The organism is Ectobacillus sp. OTK, assembly GCF_059698935.1.
In genome coordinates, this window is sequence record NZ_AP048547.1 from 1,971,640 (window position 1) to 1,990,000 (window position 18,361).

Genomic DNA, 18,361 nt, shown 5'->3' on the forward strand with positions numbered 1-18,361 from the left:
TTCAATGTTAAACAAAATGATTTCCAAGGTAGAGGGTCAGGAACTAATTCTGGAGCGTGTTTTTGATGCGCCGCGCGAGCTGGTATTCAAAGCGTTCTCCGAGGCTGAGCATCTAAAGCACTGGTGGGGTCCGCGCGGCTGGACGCTTACGGTTTGCAACGTGGATTTTCGTCCGGGAGGCATCTGGCATTACTGCATGAAATGCATCGATAAGAATCAAGGGGATTTTTATGGATACGAATCTTGGGGAAAAGCAGTATACCAGGAAATCGTAGAAGCAGAAAAGATCGTATATGTCGACTACTTCTCTGATGCAGAGGGCAATGAAATGAAGGAGATGCCTTCGAGTAGGATTACAATAACTTTTGCAGAACATGAAGGCAAGACGAAGATCATCAGCCAGGCTCAATACGCTTCCGCTGAAGCGCTCAAAGCCGTCTTGGATATGGGTATGGAGCAAGGAATTACTCAAACTTGGGATCGCCTCGCCGAGCATTTGCAATCCCTTCAATAACAGCTTCATTAACCGCTAGAGTCTAAACATCTCCGCATATTTAAAAGGGACTACCGACATTTCGCTAATATAGTACAGCTTATCTAATAGAACTGCCGAGAACGGATTTTATGCCAACCAGCCCTAAAATAGGGGCTGGTTTTTCGTTTCTGGGCGGAATGGCAAGATTTTTTTCTTTCAGAAACTGTATTAGTGTATAATGTCCGCGAAAGGTTGGCAGCCATTATTATCAGACTTTATATTTAGTTTTTTACAATCCAACTAAAACCCATATATTGTGACAAGTATGTTATGCACTGAACATAATATCTTTATAGTTTACTGTATGTTACATTAATCCACTAAAAAGATAAATGGCAGTTCCCCAGATAAACAGGGCGGAGCATTTGTTGAATATATTCATTAAGCCTCCCGTACCATCTAACTTCTTCATGACTGTCCCTGCTAGAGTTAATCCAAAAAACCAAATCCAAGATACTGCAATGCATGCGATTGTAAATAAAACTTTTTCTGTCCCAACATATTTTAATGCACTTGTCCCGATAACACCTACTGTATCTAAGATGGCATGCGGATTTAATAAAGAAACTGAAAAAGCGAAGAGGATTTGTCGGCGGATTGGTAATGCTTTATTCGCTTCAGCCGTTGTTGGTTCGGACTGCCAAATAGCATATCCCATGTAAAGCAAAAACAACATCCCAGCAATGATTAGGCTAAGTCGCAGCCATTCAAATTGTAAAACGATAATTGATAGTCCAAAGACAGCTAAAAGAATTAAAAATGTATCACATAGTGCAGCTGCAGCGGTTGCCGGAAGTGCTTGAAGCAGTTTTGGCTGTGCGGCTCCTTGTGAAAATACAAATACATTCTGTACTCCTAATGGTAAAATGAGGCCGAATGCCAGTATTATTCCATGAAGAATGGCTTCCATATAGTCAACTCCTTTTCAATTACTATCGTACTATGATACAACTAAAAGAAAACAACCAATTGGATGGTTTTTTATCCACCCAATTTAGGAGGGGATTGGATGAAGTGGAAGCCAAATCGTCATTCTCATTTGACCGTTCAAGAGCAAATTGTAGATTGGATAAAATCTCGTATTGAACGAGGGGATTGGACTGTTGGCACAAAGATTCCAACACAGCGCCAACTCGCAGCGCAATTTAATGTGAATCGAAGCACCGTGCAGCTTGCACTCGATGAATTGAAGGCAGATGGTTTGCTCGAATCAAAAATGGGATCAGGAGTATTTGTAGCCAGTAATTCATGGAATATGCTTTTGAACAGAGTTCAACCGAATTGGCAGCAACACATTGAATCAAGTATTCATAAACCAAACTACCATACGATTCAACTCATCAATGAATATGAGCAAATGGATCATATCATCCGTCTTGGAACAGGTGAATTATCACCAGAACTGCTCCCAACGAAACAAATTGAACAGTCGTTAAAAGCAATTTCACTTGAACCAAAGGCAATTGGCTATTCATCACCGCAAGGAAGTGAAAAGCTTCGGGGAATTTTATGTAAGTATTTAAAAAAACGAGGTATTCATACAGCACCAGAGAACATTTTAATTGTTTCAGGTGCACTTCAAGCGCTTCAATTAATTGCAATTGGATTATTAGAAGAAGGATCCATTGTTTTTCAAGAACAACCTTCGTATTTAAATTCTGTACATCCCTTTCAATCCGCTGGAATGCGTATGATTTCAGTTTCACGGGATGCACATTTAACAGATAATTTACGGACACTCAAAAGAAAAAGACAATCTTTATTTTACTGTGTACCAACCTTACACAATCCGACAGGACATAATTGGTCGATGGAAGAAAAGAAAAGTCTATACAATGCGTGCAGAGAGCTGCAAATCCCGATTATTGAGGATGATGTGTATCACGAACTATTATTTGAATCATCTTCACCCGCTATAAAGTCTTTTGATACATCAGGACAAGTGCTTTACATCGGCAGTGTATCCAAAACGCTAAGCCCTGGATTACGGATTGGCTGGGTTGTTGCACCTTCACCTGTTATTGGGCGATTAGCTGATATTAAAATGCAAACGGATTATGGTTCAAGTGCCTTTTCTCAAGAAATCGTTGCACACTGGATATCAACTGGCTTATACGAAAAGCACTTGATTAAACTTCGTGAACAATTGAAAAGAAGGGCTGCATTTGTAGAAGAAATACTAGAACAGCAATTTCGAGAAATTGCTACGTGGAAAAAGTCTGAAGGGGGATTTTATATATGGCTCAGGTTTCATAAACCTATTGTAAATAAGACACTATTTTTAAAATTACTTAATCAAAATGTTTTAATTAACCCAGGTTATATTTATGAATCAAGCGATTTACATCACATTCGTCTTTCCTATGTCTACGCGTCGTTGGAAGAATTAAAAGAAGGATTAAATATTTTATTAGCACTAAGCCGGCATTAATTCTTATCTAGTATGTATAAAATACTCTATTTGTGGAGAGGAGGTGTTTGTACTGTCCTCTTATTCTCACAAGAACCAAATATGCTCTTTTGTGCAATTTTATATACTAAAAAAACAGCCTTATGGGCTGTTCGATAACTGCCCATAAGCCATCATATGTCAACAGACAGACTCAAAAGGGCTGTGTTTTTTTCTTAGTGTATAAAATCCGTGGTATGTCAGCAGAACCTCTGATATGAAAAATATTCCAATAAAAAAAATAAAAAAATGTTTGAATAATCTGACATTTTAGCATATAATGTAAAAAAGGACAGGGAGTTGATTTCTATGAAAAAGTATATGCTGAATGCACCGAAACAAGCTGGATTAGACGCTATGTATTCGCTGTTTGCTGAAATGGTTTTGGAAGAATCAATTCGTAAATTCCGCACAGAGAAGCTGCAAAAGGAAATCGATCGCTCACTGGAACTTGGAGACAAAGAAGCATTCCTGCGATTAACAGGGGAGTTAAAGAAGTTAGCTTAGGACATATAATGTGTTACATAATAATAGGAAAGGGAAGAAGCGGTGTGCTTCTTCCCTTTTTGTGGTGCGCTCGATATCGATGCAGGTTCTCTGAGCTGCGAAGGGTGTTCTGTTTCAAAGAGTACATACGTCGTAAACAATTAGATTGATTATTTAATGATTGTTTTTAATTATTTGAAGTTTTGTGTTTATAAAATTGATTTTATAAACAAATACATTTAATTTATTTAATTTTAGTATTTACTTTGTTAATTTTTGGTTATATAATCGAATCAAATGAAAGAAAGGATTTTCCTATGACATATTCTGTTCTTACTAGCTGTCCAGTTTGCAGCAATTCGCTGCATATTACGAAACTGCATTGCTCGCGTTGTCATACGACAATTGAGAATGAATTTAAACTATCAAAGATTGCATCTTTATCTCCAGAACAGCTTCAATTTGTTGAAACGTTTCTGATTTGCAGAGGAAACATTAAAGAGGTGGAAAAGGAGCTTGGCATTTCGTATCCAACTGTGCGCGGGAAGTTAAATGATATTATTACTGCACTTGGATATGACACGGAAACAACGAAAAAGCATCAGCGTGATGAGAAAAAAATTGTTTCTATGTTAGAAAACGGTGAAATCACAGCCGAAGAAGCAATTCGATTATTAAAAAGTGAATAGGGGGAGTTCAAATGAAAGAAGAGATTTCAAAGGTACTAACGATGGTGCAGGAAGGAAAAATAGATTCTGACAAAGCGGCTGAGCTGATTCATGTGTTGAAGGAGAAAGATTCACCACGTGCAACGCCTGCTTCTTATTTGGATAAAATCTTAAAAATACGTGTCGTTTCTAAAGAGCACGATAATGTGAATGTGAATTTGCCAATTAAACTTGTAAAAGCCGTGTTAAAAGCAGGCCATGGTGTTGCGTTAAACGTACCGCAAGCGGAAAAATATGTAAAAGATTTGGATATTGATTTGTTGATTGATGCAATTGAAAATGAATTGGACGGTCAAATTGTTGATATTCAATCAGCTAATGGCGATACTGTAGCTGTTATTATTGAATAGGTTTTTCAATGATGAAAGTTAACATTCAAACAAATCATAAACGTAGATTTACGATTCCGGTCCCCTATAGATTTCTGTATATCTTTAGCTCTTTGTTGTCTTCTAGATTCTTTTGGAGACAGGTGAATAAATGGATACACCATCAGTCAGGGGAAACAACTTTTTCTATCGAACCTTTGGATGCGGCGGAGATAAAGTACTTTCTAAGTGCCATTATTAAAGAGCTCAAGCATCAAAAAGGGCTTGTGATTGTTGATGTAACATTGCAGGATGGCACCCAGGTGATGATAAGATTATAACAACTAGGATTGTACGGATCATAATAAGAAAGGGAAGCAGCAAATGAATTTGCTGCTTCCCTTTTTGTCTATTGAACCTCTTATTACAACGGCAGCAATGCAACCGTTTCTTTTTCTTCCAGCTTTTCTACCATCTCATACCAAGACTGCGGTTTGTTTGGCAGTACTGTGTAATAGCGTCTTAAAAATTGGACGATGAGCCTTGAAGAAATGCCGGTCGTTCCTTTTTGCATCGGCAGGAAGCAAAGATCCAACCCTTCTACTGCCTCGCCATCATTGTTCCAGGATGGATGAACATAAGGGAAATCGAGACGTTTATAGCCAAGGTGAGATAATACCTCGCGGCGAACGTACGGGTCCATTGGCTTCACGCCGCCGAATTCATGATGCTCTACGCGGTATGGATCATAAATTTCTGCAAACATGCCGTATAGCTCTTTACCATTCGCCGCAGCTAATGCAAGCAAATCATCACGGCGGTTTTCAGCTAAAAACGTACCGATGCCAAGCCCTGCTTGACCGATGATTGTAAAGTCTGTCATCGCCACATTGAAATCCTCATAATAGCGGTATTCCGTCGCGCCGACAACCTTGCCCTCATGAACCGCTACAAACACACGGATGCCTGGGTCCTCTAAAGGCTCCTTCCATAATTCAAACTCCAATACCTCCTCAGGAGGAAATACGTCCTGCATAAGCTGGTGCATTTGCTTAAATAAAGGGTCTTGTATGTTTGTAATTCTTATATACTCCATATGCCGCATGCTCCTTTTTATTGAGAATAAAGTTAACTGTATGATGCAGCGCCATCGGCCTGTTTGCAGTGGAGAAAAATCTTCCCCCTTTGCAAGCGAAAACGGGCCGATTCCGCTTTTGTTACACTTTAGGAAGGTATAAATTTCCAGCTAGCAGTTCGTTCGACGTACCAGGAAATTTTAGGAACAAAGTATAAGTGCAGCTACGCCTCTGTCTTCGCCTAACGGCTCGCCAATCGGCGAGTTTTCTTTATTTCCAATCTGTATAAAGATCTGTACGGCGGTCGCGCCATGTTGTGACAGATCCGCTTTCACGTACTTGATAGAGGAGCTCTAAATCAAGGTCCGCTGTGACAATCATATCGTGATTGAGCTCTCCTTCAACTAAAATGCCGCGAGGCGGGAATGGGATATCGTTTGGTGTAAGTACGGCTGCCTGGCCAAAGTTTGCTCTCATAAAGTCAACGGTAGGAAGGGAACCGACCGTACCTGTCGTAACGACGTATACTTGATTTTCGATTGTTCTTGCATGGCTTGTGTAACGAACACGGTGGAAGCCGTGACGGTCATCTGTGCAGGAAGGGCAGAAAATGACATCAGCACCCTTTGCTTTTGCCATCCGTACGATTTCCGGGAATTCGATATCATAGCACGTTAGCATTGCAATTGTACCTTTATCTGTTTCAAATACCTGCAAGCCGTCGCCGGGTGCCATATTCCATTCTTTTACCTCAGTTGGCGTGATATGAAGCTTTGCTTGCTCTGCCACTCTGCCGTCCGGGTAAAATAAGTGGGCTACGTTGTATAGTTTATCGCCTTTGCGCACGACATGCGTTCCGCCGATAATATGCATACCTGTTTGCTTCGAGAGCTTAATAAACAATTCGCGGTATTGCTCAGTGAAATTTGGCAGGTCATCTATTGTTAACGCTTTTTTGCTTTCATCGCCGATAGACATGAGCTGCGTTGTAAAAAATTCCGGGAATAAAACAAAATCAGCGCTGAATTCCTCGGCTGTTTTTATATAATGCTCGACTTGCTCTGCAAACTCGTCGAAGGATTGAATCGTGTGAAGATGGTATTGAACTGCTGAGACTCTAAGTTTCATAGGTTCCTCCTTATCTTAGGAATGAATATATTGCTTTGCTCATAAGAGTGCTATTGCTATTATTAGACAAATGAATCCTTTGCGCAAGTACGCACTTATAGGGCACATAGTGTAAAAATCTATACTAAGAAAAGTAGTGTTGCTTTGCGAAATTGTATGTAATGAAGGGTCTCGAATATCCATAGAAGGATATGTGGCTATGTAATGATGTAATCTTGTGAAAACAAATTGCAGCCCAGATAGGAACGGGCACAGATGCTTGCTTTTGTTGGATGATTTATACGCTTACTCGCCGGATGTACTTTGCTGCGCAATCCGTCCTCCGAAGGTTTCCATATAGTTCTTACCCCATTCATACATCGAATCAAGAATTGGCATAAGGCTTTCCCCTTGCCTTGTAAGGGAGTACTCTACTTTTGGAGGAACAACTGGATAGACCTCACGGTGAATAATCATATCTTCTTCCAATTCTCGCAATTGATTCACAAGCATACGCTGTGTAATGCCGGGGATGAGTGCTTTTAGCTCTCCAAACCGCTTTGTTCCGCTTTTTCCTAAGTGCCATAAAATGAGCATTTTCCATTTCCCGCCGATAATCGCAAGTGTTAATTCCTTTTCGCAGTTAAAGTTTTCATCAATATGCGCCATGTCTTTCACCTCTTATATAGTATACATGACAGTCTGTTTTTTATCATGCCTCAAGGTATCAGTCACTGCAGAAGGCATGGGCTATGCAATTGTACCGAGAGCAGAATTTTATCTTCTTGATTTGAATCATGGTAGTATGGATATATGTATTACAGTAACCTTCCGTAGAGACAGTCAGGCTGTTTCTTACTTTGGAAAGGAAGAGAACATGAAGAAGGGGAGATTGTTGATGAGAAATCTGTTTACACCATTTTCCTACAAAGGCCTGGAATTAAAAAATAGAATCGTGATGCCGCCGATGTGTCAGTATTCTGTGACGAACAAGGATGGAAAGCCAAATGATTGGCATTTGATTCATTATACGAGCCGCGCCATTGGCGGAGCTGGACTGATTATTATTGAAATGACAGATGTAGAGCCGGACGGCAGGTTAACGGAATTCGATCTTGGGATTTGGTCGGATGATCATGTACCGGCGTTCCAAAGAGTGATTGATGCTGTGCATGCCCATGGTGCAAAGGTTGGAATTCAAATTGCGCATTCAGGACGTAAGGCTGAGCATATACATACTCCTGTCGCGCCGTCCGCTATTCAATTTAGTGAGAGATACGGTGTGCCTCGTGAATTGACAACTGATGAAGTAAAGCAAATGGTTGAAAAGTTCCGTGATGGGGTCCGGCGTGCAGTGCAGGCCGGTGTTGACACAGTAGAAATCCATGGTGCGCACGGTTATCTCATTCATCAATTCCATTCTCCGCTGACAAATAAACGGAGTGACGAATACGGACAAGATTTGTCTAAGTTCGGGGTGGAGATCGTTGAAGCTGCTAAGTCAGAGATGCCATCCGATATGCCGCTTATTTTCCGCGTGTCTGGTGTTGAGTATGTTGAGGGCGGCTATGGCATCGATTATATTGCAGAAATATGCCAAAATTATCAAAAGGCTGGGGCGGATATCTTCCATGTATCATCCGGCGGGGAAGGACCGATTGGCTCCGGCGGCCAGCCGGGTATTCACCCGGGCTATCAGGTGCCGTTTGCAAGAGAGCTGAAGCAAAAGCTTGATTGTCCGGTTATTGCGGTTGGAAACTTGGATGATCCATTTGTAGCGGAAGCGGCTCTTGGAAATAAAGAGGCGGATCTTATTGCTGTGGGGCGTGGCATGCTTCGTGACCCGTATTGGGCGATTCATGCGGCAGAGGCGTTAAAGGAAAAGCCAGAGGTGCCGAATCAGTATGCACGAGCATTTTAAATATGGCTGGAAGTCCCTCGCTTTAGGCGAGGGATTTCGCTTTTTTTGAAGTGTAAGCAGCATTATTTGACTTTTTGAACTGTACTAATTATGATTACAGTAAGATGCTTGAGGAGGCCGAGGGTTAAATGAATAGTGAATTTACAATCGCAGTGCACAGCCTAGTTTATTTAGCCTATCTACCCGATCATATGGCGAGCAGCGAGATGCTGGCGGAAAATGTTTGTACGCACCCGGCACGTATCCGAAAGATTATGAGCAGTCTGCGCAAAAGTGGATTTGTGAAGACGAAGGAAGGAATTCGCGGCGGTTATATGCTGAATTGCCGACCTGAGGATATGACTTTAGCGCAAATTTACCACGCCGTCTCATACGGTACGCTAAAGCCAAGCTGGTGTACAGGCAATCCCGAGAAGCATTGTCTTGTTTCAGCAAACATTCAGACTGTAATGGATGGAATTTTCCACGAAGCGGAAACTTATTTAGAAGCGTATTTAGGGAATATTACAATTAGCTCCGTTTTGGAGAAAATTAAAAAATGTCCATAGCGTTTTTATTTCTTTAAAGTGTAATTTTTTTTATTACAGATGTTTTTCATACTCTTTTTAATTACAGAAGGGAAGCATTGTTTTTTCAATGGAAGTTGTTCTATCGCCGCAGCCTGCTTCATGCAGTGAGGATCTTCCTCTATGGAAGCAAAAACGGTTCAGGTCCACTTTTTTGGAAAAACTGTAACTTTTTTTATAACATTTGAAACGGCGGTGAATACACATGTTAACAAATGGTAAATCACGATTGGAAATAGGGGATTGGGTAAAGGGTAAGTCGGGTAATGGCGAGCTGCTGCGCGGTTATATTGAGAGCGTAAATTCCTTGCAGGATATCGTAAAGGTACACGTTGTGGCATGTGATAACGAGGAAACGGTTGGAAAAACAATTCAACTGCTCCGCAAATGGGTAGAAAAGCTACCGGCTTCTGCAGTGGATCGAGAAGGACATATTTTGTCACTTATCGACCTAGCGTTAGAAACGAGAGATGAACAATGGTTTCTGGAGTTATCTGAAACATTAGGCGCCTTAAAAAAGCATACGAAGGAAAGCAAGGCAGAAAGAAGAGGTATCTCTGCTCCGAAGCATAGACTCGGGATATCCGGCATCTTGGAATGACAGGAGACGAATCGAAGGAGACTATGGTCAGGGGAGAAGAGTGTGCCATTATCCAACATGCTTTTAAAAAAATGAAAAACGGGAGTGAAATAGCATGGCAATTGAACATATAACAGATCAAAGCTTCGACGCTTCAGTAAGCGAAGGGATAACACTTGTAGATTTTTGGGCACCTTGGTGCGGACCGTGCCGCATGATTGCACCTGTATTAGAGGAAATCGATGAAGAAATTGGCGGTCAAGTGAAGATTTTGAAAATGAATGTGGATGAACAGCAAATTACACCAACAAAATTTGGAATTATGAGCATCCCGACTCTGCTTCTTTTCAAGGATGGAGAGGTTGTAGAGACAATTAGCGGTTATCAGCCAAAGGAAGCATTAACAGAGGTTATTTCTCAGCATATATAAGAGCGTCCCTCCTGTGTTCAGCACAGGAGGGATTTTTTTGCGAAAAAGTATAGCTTTATGGATATTGGCAGCTTCATCTACCTGCTTCTGCCTTCAGTATATGACTCCGCCCGAACCGTGCGTTTTGTGCACGGGTTGTTCTCCCGTAGGAGCAAGGCCGGCCGCTTCTGTTTTTTCTAGCATAAATCGAACAAGCAAAAAACGAAACAATGTGAGAAACTAGCTGTTTTTTACATAAATTACGGTATTTTACTCATTTGGTATCTTCTATGTTAAAAAATCTAACATATAAATAGACGATATGAGTCTCATTGTATACAGTAGGTAAAAAGTGATGGGAGGCGTTTTTGTTCTAAAGCGGCTGGAGATTTTGAAAGGGGGAGTCGTTCATGGAAGGGATGCACCAAATTCTAAATGTTGACACACGTGAACAAGATGTGTTGGCAACGGTGATTCATGTAGACGGTTCCGCTTATCGAAGGGAAGGAGCTTGCATGCTGTTTCGGGAAGACGGAACGCAAATTGGCCTATTGAGTGCCGGCTGCTTGGAAGCCGATGCAGCTGTGCGTGCGCATGATTTGCGAAGGAAAGGGGGATCCGAAACGATTGTATTTGATATGAGGGCGGAGGATGACCTTTCTTGGGGGCAGGGAGCAGGCTGCAATGGAGCGGTACACGTGCTTCTTGAGCTGGTAGATGAGCGCTTGCAAAAGCATCTAAAAGCTGTAAAGTCGTATCTCGATCAGGGGATAGCAGTGACGATCCTTAAGAAGCTAAACGATGCCCGGGCTGTTTCGGATTATCTGTTTTTTACGGATCGGCATATATTTGGCGAATGGACGGGACATGTACCAGAGCAAGTTAAGCGTTTTATAAATGAAGGAAATAAAAAAAGCGGCGTATTTTTTGTTTCGGAGCTATCTGCATATGTATATGTGCATACCATTTGGCCAAAATCACGCGTCATTATATTTGGGGCTGGGGCGGATGCAATCCCGTTGGCGAGACTTGCGGCGCAGAGCGGTTTTTCTGTCATCGTTTCCGATTGGCGGCCAGCACTGTGCAGCCGTACGAATTTTCCTGAAGCCGATGAACTGATTGTCGCGTTTCCTGAAGAAGCGATTCAACGCATACAGTTTACTTCACGTGATTTTGTAGTCGTTTTGACCCATCAATTTCAGCGCGATCAACAAGTGTTGCAGCTGCTTCTGACGAAACCTGTACGCTATATAGGTGTATTGGGATCGATCCTGCGAACGCAGCGTTTGCTCGGCGGGAGTAACGTGCCTCCTGTTGTTAAAAGCCCGATTGGGTTGTCGATAGGGGCTGAGGGACCAGAAGAGATTGCAGTAAGTATTGTTGCAGAACTCATTTCACTTCAGCGGACGGCTCATCAAAAAGGCGCGTTGCTTTCCTGATGGAAGACGCTGCAAGGGATGATGAACTTGTGAAAGGAGCGATCATTTATGCTTAGAGAGATTCTCTCCCCGGCAATTTGGCTTCCTAAGGATGTAGAGGAGGCGTGGAGGATGAAGCAGCAGCTCGGCTCTGATGCCTGCTTCATTGCTGCTGGAACGCTGCTGCAAACGGAGTGGGAAAAAGGAAAGGCGCGTCCTTGTCATCTCATTAGCTTAGAGGGAATTGATGAGATCAAGGGAGTGAGCAGGAACACGCTGAATGGCAGTTCGGTATTGCGTATTGGTGCTCTGACAACGTTAGGGAGTTTACTTGCAGACTCCCTTGTTATACAGCAGAGTCAGCTTGTTACCGAAGCTGTACGCGGTATAGCAGCTCCTGCTGTACGTAATCGAGCCACAATCGGCGGTAATGTCGCGAGCGGAATTGGGGACGCCATCCCTGCGTTATTGGCGCTTGATGCTCTTGTTTCTGTATTTGATGGAAATGCAAGATTAACAAAGCCGCTCTGGCAGTGGATACGAGAAAAACGCGTAAACCGAATTCCTTCTCCTGATCTTGTAATGCAGATTGAATTGCCTGAGCAAAGGCTAGCGGATTGTTTTTATCGAAAGATCGGCCGAAGAGAGGCGTTTATTCCATCTGTTGTAACCGTCGCTGGGTGCTGTATAAGAAAGGAAGACGATACAATTGCCAATATTCGGCTTGCGGCCGGCGGTGGAGAGACACCTCCGCAGCGGTTGGAACTTGCTGAGGAGCTGCTGCAAGGAGCATCTATACATGAGACGGTTTTAGAAAAAGTGTATGTGAGCATATTGGAGGAATTTGAACCGATTTCAGATGCATTTGCTTCCGCTTATTACAGGAAACAAATAGCAGCTAATGTAATTGTTTCGGAGCTTGCTATATTTGCGCAGTAGAAGGAGGGGATAGCATGCGACTGTTGGAGATGGCAAGGGAAACGGGGCGCATCCGTCCAGATGGCGCAGCTAAGGTAACTGGAACACTTAAATATATGACAGATTTATCCTTCCCTGATATGCTGCATGGGAAAATTTTAAGGAGCGCACATCCGCATGCGCGTATCCTATCTATTTGTACAGAGAATGCAAAACAGCTTCCTGGTGTTAAGGCTGTTGCAACCTATCGTGATGTGCCTGGCTTAAATGGATATGGAATTGTTTTTCCGGATCAACCGGTACTGTGTGAGGATCGGGTTCGCTGCGTGGGAGATGCTGTGGCGGCCATAGCAGCGGAAACAGAGGAAATAGCTGAGCGTGCTCTGGGACTCATCGAGGTGACTTACGAGCCGCTGCCGGTGATAGACAGCCCTGAAAAAGCGCTGAGTGCCGATGCGCCGCAGCTTCATCCAAACGGAAATATTTTGCACCGGGCTTCTTATGAAAAAGGGGATGTAAAAGAGGGGTTTGCAAGCTGTTCTGTAATAATAGAAGAAACGTATGAGCTGCCGAGGCAAATGCACGCTTATATGGAAACAGAGGGAGGAGTCGTTATTCCTGAAAGTGACGGTACGATTACTGTATATGCAGGTACGCAGCACGGCTATAAGGACCGATTTCAGCTATCGCGCATTTTAGCTATGCCAGAAGCACAGATACGCGTTGTTTCGAGTCCGATGGGCGGATCATTTGGCGGAAAGGATGAATTAAATATTCAGCCGTACGCAGCGCTGCTTGCGCTGATGACGAAATGTCCGGTAAAGATTCACCAAACAAGACGGGAATCAGTAAGAGCTGGATTAAAGCGTCATCCGATGAAAATTACCATGAAAACGGGAGCGGATGAAACCGGGAAAATTATTGCTCATGAGGCGTACATTGTTGCAGATACGGGTGCGTATGCAACATTAGGTCCTGCAGTATTGGACTTTGCTGTTGAACATGCAGCAGGTCCTTATATCATTCCAAATGTGAGCACAGAAGGGTTATCCGTTTATACAAATAATGGAGTTGCTGGTGAATTTCGGGGATTTGGGGGTAATCAAGTTACCTTTGCTCTTGAGGGGCAGATCGATCGGTTGGCGGAGCAGCTCCAGATTGATCCGCTTGAGTTCAGGAGACGAAATGTGCGAAAGGAGCATGACCGCGGGCCGGTTGGACAGCGGATTGCACCGACAAATGGAGCACATGAGGTTTTGGAAGAAATTTGTAAAAAAGCATCTAGTTTGCAGGGGAAGATACCAGGAGCGTGGAAAAAAACGGGAACAGGCATTTCGATCACTATGCATGGCGGCGGGCTTGGATACGGACGGTTAGACCCTGCTGGAGGACGTCTTTCGTTTGGGAGCGACGGCAAAATTGAAGCCGCTTTTGGCTTTGAGGAGTGCGGTCAAGGGCTTCTTGCTGTAATCGAAACACTTGTCATAGAGGAATTTGGCTGTTCGCCCGAAGATATCAAAATTACAATCGGTGATACGGCGCTCGTCCCATCATCGGGATCTTCAACCGCTTCTCGGGCAACGAGTATGGTTTGGCAAGCTTTGCAGCGAATGAAGGAGCCATTCCGTCAGCAGCTGCTTGAATGTGCGGCGCGGCTTGGCGGCGCGGGAGTCAATGAGCTGTATCTCGGACCTGGCGGCATTTGGAAACGGGATGAAATGAATTCGCCTGTACTCTATCTATCGTATGCGCAATTAGCAAGGTGCATGGATGAAGAAGAGAGGATTGTTGTAAATACCCAGTTTGATTTTCCTGCAAGTCCTGATCCATTCATCGGGGGACATTATTTATACGCATTTGCTGCTGTGTTAGCGCAGGTAGAGATCGATGTATTAACAGGCAGGGTAAAGGTAACGCGTCTTGATCAAGCGATCGCGGCAGGTCCTGTTGTGAGCCCGGTTGGATATCTCGGACAAATCGAAGGCGGCGGTATGATGGCGCTAGGATATACGTTAATGGAGGAAGCTCTCATACATGATGGCTGTTATGTAACGAACAATTTTGACTCGTATTTAATTCCGACGGTTTGTGATGTTCCCGACCAAATGGAAGTGGAAGCGATTGAAGGGTTATGTGATGGTGACCCGTACGGGCCAAGAGGTGTCGGTGAAATCGGTACGATTGCTGTAGCTCCTGCGATTGCTAAAGCGATCCATGATGCAACAGGTCACTGGGTGCATCGCTTGCCAGTTTCGCCGGAGGAAATATTGCAGGCTAGCAGCGCGAAGGAGATGAAAGCATGGATGCGAAAAAAATAATACATGAACAATCCTTGCCTCTGGACGAATCCATTCCTATCACGCTTCAGGTAAACGGCGAAGATAAGCAGCTGCAGGCTGTGCCTGCCGCGCGTCTAATTGATTTGCTGAGAAATGATTTAGAGCTAACCGGAACAAAACGCTCCTGCGATATTGGCCGCTGCGGTGCGTGCTCTGTAATCATGAACGATTCATTAGTGAACGCTTGCCTTGTTATGGCCTATCAAGCGAATAATGCTTCGATTACAACAATTGAAGGAGAGGGATTCGCTTTTATTCAAGACGCTTTTTTAAAGGAGGGGGGATTTCAGTGCGGATATTGCACGCCAGGCATGATTATCGCTGCGAAGGCCCTGCTTGATGTCGTGCCGATTCCGACGGAGAAGCAAATTCGCGAGGCGCTTTCAGGCAACCTATGTCGCTGCACAGGCTACAGTAGCATTATCCGCGCGGTGCAGCGGGCAGCCGCAATGAAGCTCATTATTGATAGGTGCGGTTCGGGAGGGAGTGTGTAGAAGGGGGGAATGATGATGCTAACGAAGGAACAATTGCAAAAACGAATTGCTGTTGCATCTAAGCATGAGCCTGCCGACCTTGTAATAAAAAACGGAAGTATCGTCGATGTTTTTAATTTAGAAATCATCTCTGGCGACGTTGCCATTACGGATGGTGTAATTGTCGGTATCGGAGCATATGAAGGACACGAAGTAATCGATGCGACCAACCAATACGTTGTACCTGCCTTTATTGACGGACATGTTCATATTGAATCCTCTATGGTTAGACCGAGAGAATTTGCAAAGGCTGTTCTTCCGCACGGCATTACAACGATCATTACTGATCCTCATGAAATCGCCAATGTTGCCGGCTGCACAGGCATATCATTCATGCTTGAGGATTCTGAGCATCTTCCAATGGATATGTTATTTATGCTCCCCTCCTGCGTTCCCGCAACATCCTTTGAAAATAATGGCGCTGTATTAACAGCAGCTGACTTAGAGCCGTTTTTTTCACATCCGCGTGTACTTGGTCTAGCGGAAGTGATGGACTATCCAGCCGTGAAGCAGCGTGAGCTGTCCATGATAGATAAATTATCCATGACGCTGCGGCATACGAATAAAATTGACGGACACGGTGCTGGATTAGATAGCAATGCTATCAATATATATCGTTCCGTCTATATCAGCACAGATCATGAGTGCGTTACAGTAGAAGAAGCAAAGGAAAGAGTGAGACGCGGCATGTATGTGATGATGCGGCAAGGCTCGGGCGCCAAAAATCTACTTGATCTTCTTCCTGCCGTTCATCTGGGAAATGCACGCCGTTTTCTGTTCTGTACAGATGATAAGCATCTGGATGAATTAATTCGTGAGGGCAGCATTGACCATAGCGTTCGCTTAGCGATTCGTGCCGGTTTGCATCCGCTTCTTGCCATCCAAATGGCGTCGCTAAATGCAGCAGAATGCTTTGGATTATCCACAAAAGGCGCTGTGGCACCCGGCTATGAAGCCGATTTGCTCCTACTAGATAGCATACAAGAAATTGAAATTGCCAAGGTGTTAAAAGCAGGGCGCATTGTTGCAGAGAATGGAATTGCTGTGTATGATGAGCCGCCTAGCGCTGCTGCACCGCCAAGCCGCCTGACCGAATCCGTGCAGCTGCTGCCTGTATCAGAGGAGGACCTGCAAATTCCAGTTGGTCCAAATAAGCAAGCTCGCATTATTGGCGTCATTCCAAACCAGCTTATAACAAAGGAGCTTATTGAAACGGTACAAACAGAGAATGGATGCTTTATTCCCTCGGTCGATCATGATCAAGTCAAGCTTGTAGTGATAGAGCGTCATAAAAAGAAGGGAAACATCGGGTTAGGAATTGTGAAAGGACTGCAGCTACAAGAGGGTGCAATCGCTTCGACAATTGCTCATGATTCTCATAATATCATCGTTGCCGGTACGAATGACCGTGACATTATGGCTGCAATTCGAGCTGTTCATCTGATGAACGGCGGGTTAGCGGTTGTTTCTAAAGAAACGGTTATCGGCAGCATGTCCTTGCCTCTTGCGGGATTGATGTCCATGAAAAACTACGAGACTGCCAATGATGAATTAAGTAAATTGCACGAAGCATTGCACAGCGTTGCGCCTGCTTCCGAAAATATGTTTTTAGCACTTTCTTTTCTAAGCTTGCCGGTCATTCCTGAACTTAAATTAACTGATGTAGGATTATTTCATGTAGGCCGTTTTGAACATATTGAGGTCGCAGTAAACAACTAGCTGCTTGTTTCATCAAGGGAGGGGGAGCAAGGATGAAGGCTTTTATGCAAACAGCCGTTAATTTAGCTTACGAAAATGCATTATCGCACCATGGTGGACCGTTTGGTGCTGTAGTTGTGAAGGATGGGAAAATTATCGGGACGGGGAAAAATGAGGTAACAGCCTCCAATGACCCGACTGCGCATGCAGAGGTGCAGGCTATTCGGGATGCCTGCCGTTATTTAAACAGCTTTCAACTAACGGATTGTGAAATCTATACAAGCTGTGAGCCGTGTCCGATGTGTTTAGGAGCCATTTACTGGGCGAGACCGAAAGCTGTGTACTTTTATAATACGAGAGAAGAGGCCGCTGCTATTGGGTTTGATGACGCACTTATTTACGAACAAATATCAGAGCCCCTTGATAAGAGGCTTATACCGATGAAGCATCTGCCGATTGATACAACGAAGCATCCATTTGAGCTGTGGAAGCATTCTAAGCAGAAGGTAGAGTATTAAAAGTTATGTAATAAAAGAGCCTTCCTAAATGTGATTTTATTTAGGAAGGCTCTTTTTATGTTGAATTGAGATCTAGTCTCAAAATGAGCGTTTATGTTCAAGACCTTATCTTGAATTTAGTGTATGATAGTATCAGTACAGAAAAAGGGGAGGAGAAAGAAAATATGTACAATGAATATTTGCCATTTATGATTGACCTGGCCAAGAGTGCAGGGGAATTTATTCTTCCGCATGCAGGGAAAGCAGGTCAGCAAACTGTAAAAGCAGCGAAGGATTTTGTAACAGAGATGGATCTTCGTGTGGAGAAGTTCATTATTGATCGCATTAAAGAACAGTATCCGAGCCATCGCATCTTCAGTGAAGAAGCAGGTTCGCTTTCGGGAACAGAGGATTTTGAATGGGTCATTGATCCAATTGATGGTACGATTAATTATAGTATAGGCTTTCCTTTATACGGGGTTTCGATTGCTCTTACATATCAAGGCGAACCAGTTGTGGCTGCCATTTCTTTACCTGCTTTAGATGAGTTGTTTTGGGCTGTAAAAGGAGAAGGTGCTTTTCTAAATGGAGAACGGATTCGAGTGAGAGATGTTGATCTGTCTGAATCGTTTTTATCCTTCGGTGATTTTGCGAAGGATGGAGATAAGCAAAGTAATGAAGAGCGCTTGGGTATGCTAAGTAAAATTGTAAATGAAGTATATCGGGTTCGCATTATCGGGACGGCGGCAGTGACGCTTCCTTATATTGCGGCTGGCCGTTGGGATGCGGTTAT

At 43.6% G+C, this 18,361-nt stretch carries 21 protein-coding genes (1 of these 21 cut by a window edge); 17 read left to right on the forward strand and 4 right to left on the reverse strand.

Features of this window, described 5'->3' with window-relative positions; translation table 11 throughout:
- The first annotated feature begins 4 nt into the window (after positions 1 to 4).
- Positions 5 to 514, forward strand: a complete 510-nt coding sequence (locus AC6HZ4_RS09585; RefSeq protein ID WP_497494761.1) for an SRPBCC domain-containing protein — start codon at positions 5 to 7, stop codon at positions 512 to 514.
- A 328-nt stretch (positions 515 to 842) separates the two neighbouring features.
- Here AC6HZ4_RS09585 and AC6HZ4_RS09590 read toward each other — a convergent pair whose 3' ends face one another.
- The gene (locus AC6HZ4_RS09590) at positions 843 to 1,445 is read right to left on the reverse strand and encodes a LysE/ArgO family amino acid transporter (RefSeq protein ID WP_497494762.1); all 603 of its coding nucleotides are present in this window, start codon (positions 1,443 to 1,445) and stop codon (positions 843 to 845) included.
- A 99-nt stretch (positions 1,446 to 1,544) separates the two neighbouring features.
- On the opposite strand from AC6HZ4_RS09590, the gene AC6HZ4_RS09595 reads away from it, so the two are divergent.
- The 5 genes from AC6HZ4_RS09595 to AC6HZ4_RS09615 all read left to right on the forward strand — a co-directional run bounded on the left by AC6HZ4_RS09595 (position 1,545) and on the right by AC6HZ4_RS09615 (position 4,847).
- Positions 1,545 to 2,966, forward strand: coding sequence for an aminotransferase-like domain-containing protein (locus AC6HZ4_RS09595; protein WP_497494763.1), 1,422 nt, complete (start codon positions 1,545 to 1,547; stop codon positions 2,964 to 2,966).
- A gap of 327 nt (positions 2,967 to 3,293) precedes the next feature.
- The gene (locus AC6HZ4_RS09600) at positions 3,294 to 3,491 is read left to right on the forward strand and encodes an IDEAL domain-containing protein (RefSeq protein ID WP_497494764.1); all 198 of its coding nucleotides are present in this window, start codon (positions 3,294 to 3,296) and stop codon (positions 3,489 to 3,491) included.
- A gap of 296 nt (positions 3,492 to 3,787) precedes the next feature.
- Entirely contained in the window at positions 3,788 to 4,159 is a 372-nt protein-coding gene (locus AC6HZ4_RS09605) for a DUF2089 domain-containing protein (RefSeq protein WP_497494765.1), read from the forward strand.
- A gap of 11 nt (positions 4,160 to 4,170) precedes the next feature.
- Positions 4,171 to 4,548, forward strand: a complete 378-nt coding sequence (locus tag AC6HZ4_RS09610) for an SHOCT-like domain-containing protein (RefSeq protein ID WP_497494766.1) — start codon at positions 4,171 to 4,173, stop codon at positions 4,546 to 4,548.
- Between the two features lie 122 nt (positions 4,549 to 4,670).
- Positions 4,671 to 4,847: a hypothetical protein gene (locus AC6HZ4_RS09615; RefSeq protein ID WP_497494767.1), complete on the forward strand. Its 177-nt coding sequence runs from the start codon at positions 4,671 to 4,673 to the stop codon at positions 4,845 to 4,847.
- Between the two features lie 83 nt (positions 4,848 to 4,930).
- Here AC6HZ4_RS09615 and AC6HZ4_RS09620 read toward each other — a convergent pair whose 3' ends face one another.
- The 3 genes from AC6HZ4_RS09620 to AC6HZ4_RS09630 form a co-directional block, all read right to left on the reverse strand.
- Complete coding sequence (locus AC6HZ4_RS09620) at positions 4,931 to 5,602, reverse strand: GNAT family N-acetyltransferase (RefSeq protein WP_497494768.1); 672 nt, start codon at positions 5,600 to 5,602, stop codon at positions 4,931 to 4,933.
- Between the two features lie 250 nt (positions 5,603 to 5,852).
- A complete protein-coding gene (locus AC6HZ4_RS09625) occupies positions 5,853 to 6,710 on the reverse strand; it encodes a carbon-nitrogen hydrolase family protein (protein WP_497494769.1) in 858 nt (285 codons plus the stop codon).
- A 285-nt stretch (positions 6,711 to 6,995) separates the two neighbouring features.
- Entirely contained in the window at positions 6,996 to 7,358 is a 363-nt protein-coding gene (locus AC6HZ4_RS09630) for a winged helix-turn-helix transcriptional regulator (protein ID WP_497494770.1), read from the reverse strand.
- Between the two features lie 229 nt (positions 7,359 to 7,587).
- Here AC6HZ4_RS09630 and AC6HZ4_RS09635 point away from each other — a divergent pair, with 229 nt between their 5' ends.
- From AC6HZ4_RS09635 to AC6HZ4_RS09685, 11 genes are all read left to right on the forward strand, one after another.
- Positions 7,588 to 8,610, forward strand: a complete 1,023-nt coding sequence (locus tag AC6HZ4_RS09635; RefSeq protein WP_497495659.1) for an NADH:flavin oxidoreductase/NADH oxidase — start codon at positions 7,588 to 7,590, stop codon at positions 8,608 to 8,610.
- Between the two features lie 128 nt (positions 8,611 to 8,738).
- Positions 8,739 to 9,158: an RrF2 family transcriptional regulator gene (locus AC6HZ4_RS09640; RefSeq protein WP_497494771.1), complete on the forward strand. Its 420-nt coding sequence runs from the start codon at positions 8,739 to 8,741 to the stop codon at positions 9,156 to 9,158.
- A 223-nt stretch (positions 9,159 to 9,381) separates the two neighbouring features.
- Positions 9,382 to 9,777, forward strand: coding sequence for an IDEAL domain-containing protein (locus AC6HZ4_RS09645; protein WP_497494772.1), 396 nt, complete (start codon positions 9,382 to 9,384; stop codon positions 9,775 to 9,777).
- Positions 9,778 to 9,871: 94 nt separating this feature from the next.
- Positions 9,872 to 10,186 carry a thioredoxin gene (trxA, locus tag AC6HZ4_RS09650; protein ID WP_497494773.1) on the forward strand — a complete coding sequence of 105 codons (315 nt, stop codon included), beginning with the start codon at positions 9,872 to 9,874 and terminating at the stop codon, positions 10,184 to 10,186.
- A gap of 389 nt (positions 10,187 to 10,575) precedes the next feature.
- Entirely contained in the window at positions 10,576 to 11,604 is a 1,029-nt protein-coding gene (locus AC6HZ4_RS09655; RefSeq protein WP_497494774.1) for an XdhC family protein, read from the forward strand.
- 48 nt (positions 11,605 to 11,652) lie between these two features.
- Positions 11,653 to 12,522 (forward strand): FAD binding domain-containing protein, encoded by an 870-nt coding sequence (locus tag AC6HZ4_RS09660; protein WP_497494775.1) that lies wholly within the window; start codon positions 11,653 to 11,655, stop codon positions 12,520 to 12,522.
- A 14-nt stretch (positions 12,523 to 12,536) separates the two neighbouring features.
- A complete protein-coding gene (gene pucD, locus AC6HZ4_RS09665) occupies positions 12,537 to 14,819 on the forward strand; it encodes a xanthine dehydrogenase subunit D (protein WP_497494776.1) in 2,283 nt (760 codons plus the stop codon).
- Positions 14,801 to 15,334, forward strand: coding sequence for a (2Fe-2S)-binding protein (locus AC6HZ4_RS09670; RefSeq protein ID WP_497494777.1), 534 nt, complete (start codon positions 14,801 to 14,803; stop codon positions 15,332 to 15,334). Before pucD ends, AC6HZ4_RS09670 begins: the two co-directional genes overlap by 19 nt.
- Positions 15,335 to 15,346: 12 nt before the next feature.
- Positions 15,347 to 17,092: an adenine deaminase gene (ade, locus tag AC6HZ4_RS09675; RefSeq protein ID WP_497495660.1), complete on the forward strand. Its 1,746-nt coding sequence runs from the start codon at positions 15,347 to 15,349 to the stop codon at positions 17,090 to 17,092.
- A gap of 32 nt (positions 17,093 to 17,124) precedes the next feature.
- On the forward strand, positions 17,125 to 17,589 hold the full coding sequence (locus tag AC6HZ4_RS09680; protein ID WP_497494778.1) for a nucleoside deaminase: 465 nt from the start codon (positions 17,125 to 17,127) through the stop codon (positions 17,587 to 17,589).
- Positions 17,590 to 17,753: 164 nt separating this feature from the next.
- Positions 17,754 to 18,361 carry the 5' portion of an inositol monophosphatase family protein gene (locus tag AC6HZ4_RS09685; RefSeq protein ID WP_497494780.1) on the forward strand. It continues 142 nt past the right edge of the window, so 608 of the gene's 750 nt are visible here — the first part of the coding sequence; it begins with the start codon at positions 17,754 to 17,756; its stop codon lies off the right edge, out of view.

Coding starts and splice junctions, on each gene's coding strand:
- AC6HZ4_RS09585 (WP_497494761.1), top strand. CDS start 5: ATGTTAAACAAAATGATTTCCAAGGTAGAGGGTCAGGAACTAATTCTG.
- AC6HZ4_RS09590 (WP_497494762.1), bottom strand. CDS start 1,445: ATGGAAGCCATTCTTCATGGAATAATACTGGCATTCGGCCTCATTTTA.
- AC6HZ4_RS09595 (WP_497494763.1), top strand. CDS start 1,545: ATGAAGTGGAAGCCAAATCGTCATTCTCATTTGACCGTTCAAGAGCAA.
- AC6HZ4_RS09600 (WP_497494764.1), top strand. CDS start 3,294: ATGAAAAAGTATATGCTGAATGCACCGAAACAAGCTGGATTAGACGCT.
- AC6HZ4_RS09605 (WP_497494765.1), top strand. CDS start 3,788: ATGACATATTCTGTTCTTACTAGCTGTCCAGTTTGCAGCAATTCGCTG.
- AC6HZ4_RS09610 (WP_497494766.1), top strand. CDS start 4,171: ATGAAAGAAGAGATTTCAAAGGTACTAACGATGGTGCAGGAAGGAAAA.
- AC6HZ4_RS09620 (WP_497494768.1), bottom strand. CDS start 5,602: ATGGAGTATATAAGAATTACAAACATACAAGACCCTTTATTTAAGCAA.
- AC6HZ4_RS09625 (WP_497494769.1), bottom strand. CDS start 6,710: ATGAAACTTAGAGTCTCAGCAGTTCAATACCATCTTCACACGATTCAA.
- AC6HZ4_RS09630 (WP_497494770.1), bottom strand. CDS start 7,358: ATGGCGCATATTGATGAAAACTTTAACTGCGAAAAGGAATTAACACTT.
- AC6HZ4_RS09635 (WP_497495659.1), top strand. CDS start 7,588: ATGAGAAATCTGTTTACACCATTTTCCTACAAAGGCCTGGAATTAAAA.
- AC6HZ4_RS09640 (WP_497494771.1), top strand. CDS start 8,739: ATGAATAGTGAATTTACAATCGCAGTGCACAGCCTAGTTTATTTAGCC.
- AC6HZ4_RS09645 (WP_497494772.1), top strand. CDS start 9,382: ATGTTAACAAATGGTAAATCACGATTGGAAATAGGGGATTGGGTAAAG.
- trxA (WP_497494773.1), top strand. CDS start 9,872: ATGGCAATTGAACATATAACAGATCAAAGCTTCGACGCTTCAGTAAGC.
- AC6HZ4_RS09655 (WP_497494774.1), top strand. CDS start 10,576: ATGGAAGGGATGCACCAAATTCTAAATGTTGACACACGTGAACAAGAT.
- AC6HZ4_RS09660 (WP_497494775.1), top strand. CDS start 11,653: ATGCTTAGAGAGATTCTCTCCCCGGCAATTTGGCTTCCTAAGGATGTA.
- pucD (WP_497494776.1), top strand. CDS start 12,537: ATGCGACTGTTGGAGATGGCAAGGGAAACGGGGCGCATCCGTCCAGAT.
- AC6HZ4_RS09670 (WP_497494777.1), top strand. CDS start 14,801: ATGGATGCGAAAAAAATAATACATGAACAATCCTTGCCTCTGGACGAA.
- ade (WP_497495660.1), top strand. CDS start 15,347: ATGATGCTAACGAAGGAACAATTGCAAAAACGAATTGCTGTTGCATCT.
- AC6HZ4_RS09680 (WP_497494778.1), top strand. CDS start 17,125: ATGAAGGCTTTTATGCAAACAGCCGTTAATTTAGCTTACGAAAATGCA.